Consider the following 13,603-nt stretch of genomic DNA (forward strand, 5'->3'; position numbering starts at 1 on the left):
CCCCGCCCCGGGCCGGCCCCCCGGGGGGGCCCCCCCGGGGCGGGGGGGGGGGGGGGGGGGGGGGGGCGCCGCCCCCCCCCCCCCCCCCGCGGCGGGGGGGGGGGGCCCGGCCCCCCCCCCCCACCACTGCTTTCGCCGCCCGCGGTGGCCTGGATCACCCTGGCCCGCCCTGGCCGGTAGCGTCGGACCCGTGAGCGCCGAGCAACGTGAATTCGACCTGGTCCTCTACGGAGCCACCGGCTTCGTCGGGAAACTCACCGCCCGTTACCTGGCCCGCGCGGGCGGTCCGGCCCGCATCGCCCTGGCCGGCCGCTCCACCGAGCGGCTCAGCGCCGTCCGCGACAGCCTGGGCGAGCCGGCCCGGGACTGGCCTCTGCTGCACGCCGACGCCGCCGAGCCCGCGACCCTGACCGACCTGGCGAAGCGCGCCCAGGTGGTGGTCACCACCGTCGGCCCCTACACCCGCTACGGCCTGCCGCTGGTGGGCGCCTGCGCCGCGGCCGGCACCGACTACGCCGACCTCACCGGCGAGGCGATGTTCGTGCGCGAGAGCATCGACACCTTCCACAAGCAGGCCGCGGACACCGGCGCGCGCATCGTGCACGCCTGCGGTTTCGACTCCATCCCCTCCGATCTGAGCGTCTACGCCCTCTACCGGCAGGTGCGCGCCGACCAGGCCGGCGAACTGCTCGACACCGACTACGTCCTGCGCCGCTTCAGCGGCGGACTCTCCGGGGGCACGATCGCCTCCGGGATGGAGATGATGGCCACCTCCTCCACCGACCCCGACGCGCGGCGTCTGCTCGCCGACCCGTACACGTTGAGCAACGACATCGCCGCCGAACCCCGGTTGGGCCCCCAGCCGGACTTCCCGTGGCGGCGCGGCGCCGAGATCGCCCCTGAGCTGGCCGGGCTGTGGACCGGCGGGTTCTTGATGGCGCCGTATAACACCCGCATCGTGCGGCGCAGCAACGAACTGCAGGGCTGGGCCTACGGCAGGCGGTTCCGCTACAGCGAACAGATGAGCCTGGGCGGCTCGCTGCTCGCGCCGGCCGCAGCGGCGCTGGCCACCGGCGTCACCGCGGCGACCATGGGGCTCGGCGGCCGCTACTTCCGGCTGCTGCCGCGGCGGCTGGTCGAGGCCATCGCACCCAAGCCTGGCACCGGGCCCAGCGCCGCCGCCCGCGAACGCGGCCACTACCGGGTGGAGACCTACGCCACCACCGACACCGGCGCCCGCTATGTGACCAGCTTCGCCCAGCGCGGCGACCCCGGCTACCAGGCGACATCGGTGTTGCTGGGGGAGAGCGGGCTGGCGTTGGCGCTGGACCGGGAGAAGCTCTCCGAGCTGCGCGGTGTGCTCACCCCGGCCGCCGCGATGGGCGACGCGCTGCTGGAGCGGTTCCCGGCCGCCGAAGTCGCGGTCGAGACCACCCGGCTGGGTTAGGCTCGACCTGCGGCGCCAAGCCCGCTGACCTCCCGGGCCCGCGCAGGCCCCGACACCCGCAACGGAAGCGTGCACACCATGGCCGGTCTTGACGATCTGTTCGCCCAGATCCCCACCCAGCAGATCGCCGCGAAGCTCGGCGCCGACGAAGCCGAGGTCGACGAGGCGATCCAGACCCTGGTGCCGGTGCTGGTGGGCGGCCTGCAGCACAACGCCGAGAACCCGGAGAACGTCGCCGACATCGAGTCGGCGGCCAACAGCCACGCCGCACGCGGGCTGCTCGACCGCGGTTCCGTCCTCGACGACGTCGACGAGGACGCCGGACAGCAGGCGGTCGCCACCATCTTCGGCGGCAACGACAACACCGAGGTCGCCGCCGCGCTCTCCGGCGGCGGCGCGGGCAACAACGACCTGATCCAGAAGCTGCTGCCGATCCTGACCCCGATCGTGCTGGCCTACATCGGCAAGCAGCTCGGCGGCGCCGGTAAGGACGACGCGGCCGAGTCCCACGGCGACGGTGGGCTCGGCGAGGTGCTGGGCAACATCCTCGGCGGTGGCAGCAACAACCCGCTGGGCACGATCCTGGGCGGCATGCTCGGCGACAACAAGGGTGGCATCCTCGGCGGCATCCTCGGGGGTCTGCTGGGCGGCAAGAAGTAGCCCGGCGGCTGCCCGCCGATTTGCGGGCTTCCTAGAATTGGCCGGGTGACCGCCAGCCCGAGCCGCCCGACCGATGACGCCCTCCCGAAATCCTGGGACCCGGGCGCCGTGGAAGCCGCGCTCTACCAGGGCTGGGTGGAGGCCGGCTACTTCACCGCCGACCCGCACAGCGACAAGCCCGGCTACTCGATCGTGCTGCCGCCACCCAACGTCACCGGCAGCCTGCACATGGGGCACGCGCTGGACCACACGCTCATGGACGCACTCACCCGCCGCAAACGGATGCAGGGCTACGAGGTGCTGTGGCTGCCGGGCATGGACCATGCCGGCATCGCCACCCAGAGCGTGGTGGAGCGCCGCCTCGCCGACGCCGGGCAGACCAAGGAGGACCTCGGCCGGGAGGCCTTCATCGCGAAGGTGTGGGAGTGGAAAGAGGAGTCCGGCGGCACCATCGGTGAACAGATGCGCCGGCTCGGCGACGGCGTGGACTGGAGCCGGGACCGCTTCACCATGGACGCGGGCCTGTCCCGCGCGGTGCGCACCATCTTCAAACGCCTCTACGACGCCGGGCTGATCTACCGCGCCGAACGGCTGGTCAACTGGTCGCCGGTGCTGGAGACCGCGATCAGCGACCTGGAGGTCAAATACGACGACATCGAAGGCGAACTGGTCTCGTTCCGCTACGGCGCCCTTGACGACGACGGCCCGCACATCGTGGTTGCCACCACCCGGGTCGAGACCATGCTCGGCGACACCGCCATCGCGGTGCACCCCGACGACGACCGGTACCGCCATCTGGTCGGCGCCACCCTGCCGCACCCGTTCCTGCAGCGCGACATCGTGATCGTCGCCGACGACCACGTCGACCCCGAATTCGGCACCGGCGCGGTCAAGGTCACCCCCGCCCACGACCCCAACGACTTCGAGATCGGCCTGCGCCACGACCTGCCGATGCCCTCGATCCTGGACACCAAGGGCCGCATCGCCGACACCGGCACCGTCTTCGACGGTATGGACCGGTTCGAAGCGCGGGTCAAGGTCCGCGAGGCGCTGGCCGAGCAGGGCCGCATCGTCGCCGAGAAGCGCCCCTACGTGCACAGCGTGGGCCACTCCGAGCGCAGCGGCGAGGTCATCGAACCCCGGCTGTCGCTGCAGTGGTGGGTGAAGGTCGCCGCGCTGGCCGAGTCGGCCGGCGACGCGGTGCGCCACGGTGACACCGAGATCCACCCGGCCGGGCTGCGGCCACGCTGGTTCGGCTGGGTCGACGACATGCACGACTGGTGCATCTCCCGGCAGCTGTGGTGGGGCCACCGCATCCCGATCTGGCACGGACCCGACGGCCAGGTCGTGTGCGTGGGCCCCGACGAGGAGCCGCCGGCCGGCTACGAACAGGACCCCGACGTCCTCGACACCTGGTTCTCCTCGGCGCTGTGGCCGTTTTCCACGATGGGCTGGCCCGACCGCACCCCCGAGCTGGCGAAGTTCTATCCGACCAGCGTGCTGGTCACCGGCTACGACATCCTGTTCTTCTGGGTGGCGCGGATGATGATGTTCGGCACCTTCGTCGGTGACGACGACGCCATCACCGGCGGGTCCGCGCCCGACCGCGGCGGGCGCCCGCAGGTGCCGTTCCACAACGTCTTCCTGCACGGGCTGATCCGCGACGAACACGGCCGCAAGATGAGCAAGTCGCGCGGCAACGGCATCGACCCGCTGGACTGGGTGGAGCGGTTCGGCGCCGACGCGCTGCGGTTCACCCTGGCCCGCGGCGCCAGCCCCGGCGGCGACCTGTCCATCGGCGAGGACCACGCCCGCGCCTCCCGCAACTTCGTCACCAAGCTGTTCAACGCCACCCGGTTCGCGCTGCTCAACGGCACCGCCCCGGCGCCGCTACCGGAGCCCGCGGAGCTCACCGCCGCCGACCGCTGGATCCTGGGCCGCCTCGAACAGGTCCGCGCCGAGGTCGACGCCGCCCTGGACGGCTACGAGTTCAGCAAGGCCTGCGAGGCGCTGTACCACTTCACCTGGGACGAGTTCTGCGACTGGTATGTCGAGCTGGCCAAGGTGCAGCTCGGCGCCGGACACCCCCACACCACCGCGGTGTTGGCCGCCGTCCTCGACACCCTGCTGCGGCTGCTGCACCCGGTGATCCCGTTCGTCACCGAGACCCTGTGGCAGGCGCTGACCCGCGACTCGGGTGCCGCGCCCTCGCTGGTGATCGCCGAGTGGCCCACCCCGTCGGGGATCGCGTTGGACCCGCACGCCGCCGCCCGCGTCGCCGACGTGCAGAAACTGGTGACCGAGGTCCGCCGGTTCCGCAGCGACCAGGGCCTGGCCGACCGGCAGAAGGTTCCGGCGCGGCTGGCCGGCATCGACACCGCCGGCCTGGACACCGAGCTGGCGACCGTGCAGGCGCTGGCCTGGCTGGCGGCCCCCGGCGCCGACTTCGCCGCCTCCGCGGCGCTGGAGGTGCGGCTCAGCGGGGCCACCGTCGTCGTCGAGGTCGACACCTCCGGCACCGTCGACGTCGCCGCCGAGCGGCGCCGGCTGGAAAAGGACCTGGCCGCCGCGCAGAAGGAACTGGCCACCACCACCGCCAAGCTGGACAACCCGGCGTTTTTGGAGAAGGCGCCCGCCCCCGTCGTCGACAAGATCCGCAGCCGTCAGCACCTCGCCCGGGAGGAAGCCGACCGCATCACCGCCCGGCTGGCGGACCTGGCGTGAGCATCCCCACCGGCGACGACACCCCCACCCCCGACGAGGTGGCGGCGCTGCTGCAGGTCGAGCACCTGCTCGACCAGCGGTGGGGCGAGACCCAGATCGAGCCGAGCCTGACCCGCATCAACGCGCTGCTCGATCTGCTCGGCTCCCCGCAGCGCAGCTACCCCACGATCCACATCGGCGGCACCAACGGCAAGACCTCGGTGGCGCGGATGGTCGACGCGCTGCTCACCGCGCTGCACCGGCGCACCGGCCGGTACACCAGCCCGCACCTGCAATCGGCGGTGGAGCGCATCGCCGTCGACGGCAACCCGATCAGCCCGGCGCAGTACGTGGCCACCTACCGGGAGATCGAACCGTTCGTGCAGATGGTCGACGAGTCCTCCCGCGCCACCGGCGGCCCGGCGATGAGCAAGTTCGAAGTGCTCACCGGAATGGCGTTCGCGGCGTTCGCCGACGCGCCGGTCGAGGTCGCCGTCGTCGAGGTCGGCCTGGGCGGCCGGTGGGACGCCACCAACGTGGTCGACGCGCCGGTGGTGGCCATCACCCCGATCGGCATCGACCACGTGGAGTACCTCGGCAGCGACCTGGCCGGGATCGCCGCGGAGAAGGCCGGGATCATCCACGCCACCGGCGACGACCAGGTCGACACCGTCGCGGTGATCGCCCGGCAGCGACCCGAGGCGATGGAGCCGCTGCTGGCCCGGGCGGTCGACACCGATGCCGCCGTCGCCCGGGAGGACGCCGAGTTCGCCGTGCTCGACCGCCAGGTCGCCGTCGGCGGGCAGCTGCTGACCCTGCAAGGCCTGGGCGGGGTCTACTCCGAGATCCTGCTGCCGCTGCACGGTGAGCACCAGGCGCACAACGCCGCGGTGGCGCTGGCGGCGGTGGAGGCGTTCTTCGGCGCGGGCAAGGACCGCCAACTCGACGTCGAGGCCGTGCGCGCCGGGTTCGCCGCGGTGCGCAGCCCCGGCCGGCTCGAGCGCCTGCGCAGCGCCCCGACCGTGTTCATCGACGCCGCCCACAACCCGGCGGGCGCCGCCGCGCTGGCGCAGACCCTCAGCGACGAATTCGACTTCCGGTACCTGGTCGGGGTGGTCAGCATCCTCGCCGACAAGGACGTCGACGCCATCCTGGCCGCCCTCGAACCGGTCTTCGACCATCTGGTGGTCACCCACAACGGGTCGCCGCGGGCGGTGCCCGTCGAGGAACTGGCGCTGGCCGCCCAGCAGCGGTTCGGACCCGACCGGGTTAGCCCGGCACCGACCCTGCCCGACGCCATCGAAGCCGCGACCGCGCTGGTCGAAGACGCCGGCGTCGACGGCACGCTCTCCGGCACCGGCGTCGTCATCACCGGTTCGGTGGTGACCGCCGGCGCCGCCCGCAGCCTGCTCGGAGGTGAACCGCAGTGACCGATCGACCCGCCCCGGTCGACCCGTGGAAGAGTTTCCGTGGGGTGATGGCCGCCACGCTGCTCCTCGAGGCGATCGTGGTGCTGCTGGCCCTGCCGGTGGTCGGCATGGTCGGCGGCGGACTGACCACCGCCTCGCTGGCCTACCTGCTCGGCGTCGCGTTCGTGCTGGTGCTGCTCACCGGCATCCAGGGCCGGCCGTGGGCGATCTGGGTGAACCTGGCCATGCAGATGGTGTTGCTGCTGGGGTTCGCCGTCTACCCCGGGGTGGGGTTCGTCGGGGTGGTGTTCACCCTGGTGTGGGTGCTGATCGCCTACTTCCGGGTCGAGGTGCTGCGCAGGCAGCGGCGCGGGCTGCTGCCCGGGCAGAGCGGGCCGCCCGACGGCGCTGCCTGAGGCGCGGCGCCGTCGGTTACGCTGTGCGCCGTGACCGAACGCACCCTGGTGTTGATCAAACCCGACGGCGTGGGCCGACGCCTGACGGGCGAGATTTTGCGCCGCATCGAAGGCAAGGGGCTCACGCTGGTGGCGTTGGAGCTCAAGCACGTCACCGACGACCTGGCCCGCCGCCACTACGCCGAACACGACGGCAAACCGTTCTTCGGCTCGCTGCTGGAGTTCATCGCCTCCGGCCCGGTGGTGGCAGCGGTGGTCGAGGGCCCGCGGGCGATCGCGGCGTTCCGGCAACTCGCCGGCGGCACCGACCCGGTCGACAAGGCCACCCCCGGCACGATCCGCGGCGACTACGGGCTGGAAATCCAGTCCAACCTGGTGCACGGCTCCGACTCGGCGGACGCGGCGCGCCGCGAGATCGAGTTGTGGTTCCCCGGACTTTAGGGACAGATCACCGACTTGGTTCGCGCCGGCGCCACAGTGTGGGATACTGGGCGGAGGTGAACGACATCGAACCGATGCCCGACACCCCGGTGACGACTTAGACAAGCGCGACCATCGCAGCCATGATGTGGCGCGGATAGTCGAAGTGATCATCAGCCAGGCGCCGAGTGGGTTCGCCACGAGCCGCTCGGAGCGAGACCACCACAAGCTCGGGAAACGTGACCCGGGCATATAGCGGAAGCCCTCGTGCAGGCCGCGTCGACCAGACGCGCCCGGGGGCTCGAGGAGACTCACGTGAGTGATGATGTCCAATCCATATCTTCATCCGAGGCCGCAACCGAGGCCGCTGACCTGCCGGAGAAACTGAGGGTCCACTCGCTCGCCCGGGTGCTGGGGACGACGAGCCGGCGGGTGCTCGACGCGCTCGCCGACCTCGACGGCCGGATTCGCAGCGCCCACTCCAGCGTCGACCGGGTCGACGCGGTCCGGGTCCGGGATCTGCTGGCCGCTCCCGACCTCGCCGAGGACCCCACCCCCGAGGTGCCCGCGGTCGTCACCGCCGACGAGCCGGAATCCCGGCTGATGCTGGAGACGACGGCCACCCAAGCCGAATACATGCCGCTGTTCGTCGCACCCGAACCGGTCCCCGCCGTCGTGGCCGGCACGGGCAGCGCCGACGACGGCGACACCGACGACAGCGACGAGGGTGAGGACGGCGAGGACGGCGACCGGCCGGCCGGCCGGCGGCGCCGCCGCGGGCGACGCGGCCGCGGCCGAGGCCGCGGGGAGCAGGGCGCCGACGACACCGGCACCGACAGCGGCGCACCCGGTGACCAGAGCGGCGAATCGGGCAAAACCGACGGCGCCACCGACAACGACGCCGGCGACAAAGACGACAACAACGACAGCGACGCCAGCGGAGACAAGGACGACAACGGGGACAACGGCACCGGCGAGGGCACCAGCCGACGCCGCCGGCGCCGCCGGCGCCGCAAGTCCGGTTCCGGCGACGACACCGACGACAACTCCAGCGACGACCCGCCGAACACCGTCGTCCACGAACGGTCGCCGCGCAGCAAGGACTCCGAGATCCAGGGCATCAACGGCTCGACGCGGCTGGAGGCCAAACGGCAGCGCCGCCGCGACGGCCGCGACGCCGGTCGGCGCCGCCCGCCGGTGCTGTCGGAGGCCGAGTTCCTGGCCCGCCGCGAATCGGTCGAACGCACCATGGTGGTGCGCGACAAGGTGCGCACCGAAGCGCCGCACGAGGGCACCCGCTACACCCAGATCGCGGTGCTCGAGGACGGCATCGTCGTCGAGCACTTCGTCACCTCCGGCGCGTCGACCTCGCTGGTCGGCAACATCTATCTGGGCATCGTGCAGAACGTGCTGCCGTCGATGGAAGCGGCGTTCGTCGACATCGGCCGCGGCCGCAACGGCGTGCTCTACGCCGGGGAGGTCAACTGGGAGGCCGCCGGACTCGGCGGCGCCAACCGCAAGATCGAACAGGCCCTCAAGCCCGGCGACTACGTCGTCGTGCAGGTCAGCAAGGACCCGGTGGGGCACAAGGGCGCCCGACTGACCACCCAGGTGTCGCTGGCCGGTAGGTACCTGGTCTATGTGCCCGGGGCCTCCTCGACCGGCATCAGCCGCAAGCTGCCCGACACCGAACGGCAGCGGCTCAAGCAGATCCTGCGTGAGGTGGTGCCCGCCGACGCCGGCGTGATCATCCGCACCGCCTCCGAGGGCATCAAGGAAGACGACATCCGCGCCGACGTGAACCGGCTGCAGGAGCGCTGGAGCCAGATCGACGCCACCGCCAAGGAGACCGAGAAGAAGGCCGCCGGAGCGGCCGTCGCGCTCTACGAAGAACCCGACGTGCTGGTCAAGGTGATCCGCGACCTGTTCAACGAGGACTTCTCCCGGCTCATCGTCTCCGGTGACGACGCGTGGGCCACGATCACCGGCTACATGGACTCCGTCGCCCCCGAATTGCTGTCCAAGGTCGACAAATACGAGCCGCCCAGCGGCCCGGACGGGCAGCCCGGCCCGGATGTTTTCGCCGTGCACCGCATCGACGAGCAGCTGACCAAGGCGCTGGACCGCAAGGTGTGGCTGCCGTCGGGCGGCACCCTGGTCATCGACCGCACCGAGGCGATGACCGTCGTGGACGTCAACACCGGCAAGTTCACCGGCGCGGGCGGCAACTTGGAGGAGACGGTCACCAAGAACAACCTGGAGGCCGCCGAGGAGATCGTGCGGCAACTGCGGCTGCGCGACATCGGCGGCATCGTGGTGATCGACTTCATCGACATGGTGCTGGAGTCCAACCGGGATCTGGTGCTGCGTCGGCTCACCGAGGCGCTGGCCCGCGACCGCACCCGCCATCAGGTCTCCGAGGTCACCTCGCTGGGCCTGGTCCAGCTCACCCGCAAACGGTTGGGCACCGGGCTGATCGAGGCGTTCTCCAGCACCTGCCCGCACTGCACGGGCCGCGGTATCACCCTGCACGCCGACCCGGTCGAATCGGGTTCGTCAAGCGGCCGGCGCTCCGACAACGGTGGCCGCCGCGGCCGCCGCTCCCGGCGCGGCCGGTCCGAGGAACCGGCGGTCGCGAAGGTGCCGACCCACACCGCCGGGGAGCACCCGATGTTCAAGGCGATGGCTGCCGCGCAAGCCGCCGAGGACACCGAGGACGCCGAGGCCGCGCGCGACGCGGACACCGACTCGGTCGCCGCGCCGGTCGAAGGCGCCGGCCGAGCCGGCCACGTCGGCGAAGCGGACACCGATCCCGCCGAGGTCGATGAGAACGGTGTCGACGAGGACGAGCAGGACTACGACGACACCGACGACACCGACGACACCGACGACTTCGACACCGACTACGACAGCGACTACGACGACCTCGACGACGACGACGAAGAAGAAGACGACGACGAGGACGACTTCGACGCCGACGACCACGACACCGACGAGCACGACGCCGACGAGCACGACGAGGACCGTGACGGACCGGCCGGCACCGACGATCGGCACTGGGCGCGGCCACGACGCCGGCGCGCGGCGGCGCGACCGGCCGGGCCACCCGCCGCCGACAACTGACCGGGGCGGGCGGTGACTTACCCCCGGTTTGACCCGTCACCGCTGGTCACGTACCCTTGAGCAGTTGTCGCCAGGCCCACCGTCGGGGTGGGCCGAGCCGTGGCCGACACACCCCAGAACCCGCCCGCGCACCGAGCGTGTTGCGCGCGCACCGATGAGCGAAGCAGAGGAAACGACACGATGGCGACGTACGCAATCGTCAAGACCGGCGGCAAGCAGTACAAGGTCGCGGTCGGGGATGTGGTGAAGGTCGAGAAGCTCGACGCCGAGGCCGGCAAGTCGGTCTCGCTGCCGGTCGCGCTGGTCGTCGACGGCGCCACTGTCACCACCGACGCCGACGCGCTGGCCAAGGTCGCGGTCACCGGTGAGGTGCTCGAGCACAAGAAGGGCCCCAAGATCCGCATCCACAAGTTCAAGAACAAGACCCGCTACCACAAGCGGCAGGGTCACCGTCAGCAGCTGACCGTGCTCAAGGTCACCGGAATCAAGTAGCAGGAGCCGAACATGGCACACAAGAAGGGCGCGTCCAGCTCGCGCAACGGGCGGGACTCCAACGCGCAGCGACTCGGCGTCAAACGGTTCGGCGGCCAGGTGGTCAAGGCCGGCGAGATCCTGGTCCGCCAGCGCGGCACCCGGTTCCACCCGGGCGTCAACGTCGGTCGCGGCGGCGATGACACCCTGTTCGCCACCGCTGCCGGCGCCGTGGAGTTCGGCGTCAAACGCGGCCGCAAGACCGTCAACATCGTCCCGGCCGGCGCAGACCAGAGCTAGCAGCCGGCCGCGCACCGCGAACGTGCACCGGCTGCGAGAATCCGCGCGAAATTTCGCAGTGGTGACACGCTCGGCGCGTGAGCAGGGGTGAAAGGACGTTCGATGCCCCGGTTCGTCGACCGCGTGGTCATTCACGTGCGCGCCGGCTCCGGTGGAAACGGCTGCGCCTCGGTGCACCGCGAGAAGTTCAAACCGCTCGGCGGGCCCGACGGCGGCAACGGCGGCCGCGGCGGCAGCGTCGTGCTCGTCGTCGACCCCCAGGTCCACACCCTGCTCGATCTGCATTTCCGGCCCCACCTCATCGCGCCGTCAGGCAAGCAGGGGATGGGCGGCAACCGCGACGGCGCGTCCGGCGCCGACCTGGAGGTCAAGGTCCCCGACGGCACCGTCGTCCTCGACGACCGCGGCGCCCTGCTGGCCGACCTGGTCGGTGCGGGCAGCCGCTTCGATGCGGCCGCCGGGGGACGCGGGGGACTGGGCAACGCCGCGTTGGCCTCCCGTGCCCGCAAGGCCCCCGGCTTCGCCCTGCTCGGGGAGAAGGGACAGGAACGCGACCTGGTCCTGGAGCTGAAAACCGTCGCCGACGTCGGGCTGATCGGTTTCCCCTCGGCCGGCAAGTCCTCGCTGGTGGCCGCCATCTCGGCGGCCAAACCCAAGATCGCCGACTATCCGTTCACCACGCTGGTGCCCAACCTCGGGGTGGTGTCCGCCGGCGACCACACCTTCACCGTCGCCGACGTGCCCGGACTCATCCCGGGCGCCTCGGCCGGGCGGGGTCTGGGCCTGGATTTCCTGCGGCACATCGAACGCTGCGCGGTGCTGGTGCACGTCGTCGACTGCGCCACCCTGGAACCCGGCCGCGACCCGCTGTCCGACATCGACGCGCTGGAAGCCGAGCTGGCCGCCTACACCCCGACGTTGCGGGGCGACACCGCCCTGGGGGACCTGGCCGACCGGCCGCGGGCGGTCATCCTCAACAAGATCGACGTGCCCGAGGCGCGGGAACTGGCCGACTTCGTGCGCGCCGACGTCGCCGAACGCGGCTGGCCGGTGTTCACGGTCTCCACGGTCAGCCATGAGGGGCTGCGCCCGTTGACCTTCGCCCTCGCCGAGCTGGTCTCGGCCTACCGGGCCGCGCAGCCCGAGGCCGCGCCGCGCCGCCCGGTGATCCGCCCGATCCCGGTCGACGAATCCGGCTTCACCGTCGAACGCGACGGCCAGGGCGGTTTCGTGGTGCACGGCACCCGCCCGCACCGCTGGGTGCAGCAGACCGACTTCGACAACGACGAGGCAGTCGGCTACCTCGCCGACCGGCTGGCCCGGCTCGGCGTGGAGGACGAACTGGTCCGGCTGGGCGCTCGGCCCGGCGCGACGGTGACCATCGGGGAGATGACCTTCGACTGGGAGCCGTCGACGCCGGCCGGGGTCGACGTGCCGCTGAGCGGGCGCGGCACCGACCCGCGGATGGATCGCAGCGAGCGGCCCAGCGCCGCGGACCGCAAGGCGGCGCGGCGGGCCCGCCGGGAGCCGGGCCGGTGAGCGGCACCCGCGAGCTGATCCGGGGGGCCCGTAGCGTGGTGGTCAAGGTCGGCACCACCGCGCTGACCACCGACAGCGGCATGTTCGACGCCGGCCGCCTCGCCGGCCTGGTCGACGCGATCGAAGCCCGCATGCGGGCCGGCTCGGACGTGGTGCTGGTGTCCTCCGGCGCGATCGCCGCCGGCCTCGAGCCGCTCGGGCTCACCCGGCGGCCCAGCGACCTGGCCACCAAGCAGGCCGCCGCCAGCGTCGGGCAGGTCGCGCTGGTCAACGCCTGGAGCGCCGCCTTCGCCCGCCACGACCGCACCGTGGGGCAGGTGCTGCTCACCGCCCACGACATCGCCCGGCGGGTCTCCCACACCAACGCCCAGCGCACCCTGGACCGGCTGCGCGCGCTGCACGCCGTGGCGATCGTCAACGAGAACGACACGGTGGCCACCAACGAGATCCGGTTCGGCGACAACGACCGGCTCTCCGCGCTGGTGGCGCACCTGGTCGGCGCCGACGCGTTGGTGTTGCTCTCCGACATCGACGGGCTCTACGACGCCGACCCGCGCAAGGGTCCGGCGCGGTTCATCGGCGAAGTGACCGGCCCCGACGACCTCACCGGGGTGGTCGCCGGGCAGGGCAGCTCCCTGGGCACCGGCGGCATGGCCTCCAAACTGTCCTCGGCGCTGTTGGCCGCCGACGCCGGGGTGCCGGTGCTGCTGGCCGCGGCCGCCGACGCGGCCACCGCCCTCACCGACGCCTCGGTGGGCACCGTGTTCACCGCCCGGGGCGCGCGGATGTCGGCCCGCCGGTTCTGGGTGCGCTACGCGGCGGACTCCGCGGGCACCCTCGCCCTGGACCCCGGCGCGGTGGAGGCGGTGCTGGCCCGGCGCGGCTCGCTGCTGCCCGCCGGGATCACCGCGGTCCGCGGCCAGTTCACCGGCGGCGACGTGGTCGAACTCTGCGACCCCGACGGCCGGGTCATCGCCCGCGGCGTGGTCGCCTACGACGCCACCGAACTGGCCGGGATGACCGGTCGGTCGACCTCGGAGCTGCCCGCCGAGCTGCGACGGCCCGCGGTGCACGCCGACGACCTGGTCGCCGTCTGACGACGCGCCGGGGAGTGG

The 13,603-nt window shown here is 72.1% G+C and carries 11 protein-coding genes; all 11 read left to right on the forward strand.

The features are described from left to right. Positions 1–190 precede the first annotated feature (190 nt). The 11 genes from A5643_RS13155 to proB all read left to right on the forward strand — a co-directional run bounded on the left by A5643_RS13155 (position 191) and on the right by proB (position 13,585). Positions 191–1,447: a saccharopine dehydrogenase family protein gene (locus A5643_RS13155; protein ID WP_066856175.1), complete on the forward strand. Its 1,257-nt coding sequence runs from the start codon at positions 191–193 to the stop codon at positions 1,445–1,447. 78 nt (positions 1,448–1,525) lie between these two features. Then, positions 1,526–2,107, forward strand: coding sequence for a DUF937 domain-containing protein (locus A5643_RS13160; protein WP_066856287.1), 582 nt, complete (start codon positions 1,526–1,528; stop codon positions 2,105–2,107). 45 nt (positions 2,108–2,152) lie between these two features. Then, entirely contained in the window at positions 2,153–4,831 is a 2,679-nt protein-coding gene (locus A5643_RS13165) for a valine--tRNA ligase (RefSeq protein WP_066856178.1), read from the forward strand. Beyond that, positions 4,828–6,240 carry a bifunctional tetrahydrofolate synthase/dihydrofolate synthase gene (gene folC, locus A5643_RS13170; RefSeq protein ID WP_066856181.1) on the forward strand — a complete coding sequence of 471 codons (1,413 nt, stop codon included), beginning with the start codon at positions 4,828–4,830 and terminating at the stop codon, positions 6,238–6,240. The genes A5643_RS13165 and folC overlap by 4 nt, the downstream gene beginning before the upstream one ends. Before the next feature lie 47 nt (positions 6,241–6,287). Further along, on the forward strand, positions 6,288–6,635 hold the full coding sequence (locus A5643_RS13175) for a DUF4233 domain-containing protein (RefSeq protein WP_082948951.1): 348 nt from the start codon (positions 6,288–6,290) through the stop codon (positions 6,633–6,635). 30 nt (positions 6,636–6,665) lie between these two features. Next, entirely contained in the window at positions 6,666–7,076 is a 411-nt protein-coding gene (gene ndk / locus A5643_RS13180) for a nucleoside-diphosphate kinase (RefSeq protein WP_066856187.1), read from the forward strand. A gap of 294 nt (positions 7,077–7,370) precedes the next feature. Then, the gene (gene rne / locus A5643_RS13185) at positions 7,371–10,178 is read left to right on the forward strand and encodes a ribonuclease E (protein ID WP_197497729.1); all 2,808 of its coding nucleotides are present in this window, start codon (positions 7,371–7,373) and stop codon (positions 10,176–10,178) included. A gap of 180 nt (positions 10,179–10,358) precedes the next feature. After that, entirely contained in the window at positions 10,359–10,670 is a 312-nt protein-coding gene (gene rplU, locus A5643_RS13190; RefSeq protein ID WP_066856190.1) for a 50S ribosomal protein L21, read from the forward strand. A 12-nt stretch (positions 10,671–10,682) separates the two neighbouring features. After that, the gene (rpmA, locus tag A5643_RS13195; protein WP_066856193.1) at positions 10,683–10,949 is read left to right on the forward strand and encodes a 50S ribosomal protein L27; all 267 of its coding nucleotides are present in this window, start codon (positions 10,683–10,685) and stop codon (positions 10,947–10,949) included. A gap of 102 nt (positions 10,950–11,051) precedes the next feature. Continuing rightward, the gene (gene obgE, locus A5643_RS13200; protein ID WP_066856196.1) at positions 11,052–12,488 is read left to right on the forward strand and encodes a GTPase ObgE; all 1,437 of its coding nucleotides are present in this window, start codon (positions 11,052–11,054) and stop codon (positions 12,486–12,488) included. Further along, entirely contained in the window at positions 12,485–13,585 is a 1,101-nt protein-coding gene (proB, locus tag A5643_RS13205) for a glutamate 5-kinase (protein WP_066856200.1), read from the forward strand. Before obgE ends, proB begins: the two co-directional genes overlap by 4 nt. The last annotated feature ends 18 nt before the right edge of the window (positions 13,586–13,603 follow it).

This window comes from Mycobacterium sp. 1274756.6, assembly GCF_001668625.1.
Classification (GTDB): Bacteria; Actinomycetota; Actinomycetes; order Mycobacteriales; family Mycobacteriaceae; genus Mycobacterium.

Coding starts and splice junctions, on each gene's coding strand:
- rpmA (WP_066856193.1), top strand. CDS start 10,683: ATGGCACACAAGAAGGGCGCGTCCAGCTCGCGCAACGGGCGGGACTCC.
- A5643_RS13160 (WP_066856287.1), top strand. CDS start 1,526: ATGGCCGGTCTTGACGATCTGTTCGCCCAGATCCCCACCCAGCAGATC.
- rplU (WP_066856190.1), top strand. CDS start 10,359: ATGGCGACGTACGCAATCGTCAAGACCGGCGGCAAGCAGTACAAGGTC.
- obgE (WP_066856196.1), top strand. CDS start 11,052: ATGCCCCGGTTCGTCGACCGCGTGGTCATTCACGTGCGCGCCGGCTCC.
- A5643_RS13175 (WP_082948951.1), top strand. CDS start 6,288: ATGGCCGCCACGCTGCTCCTCGAGGCGATCGTGGTGCTGCTGGCCCTG.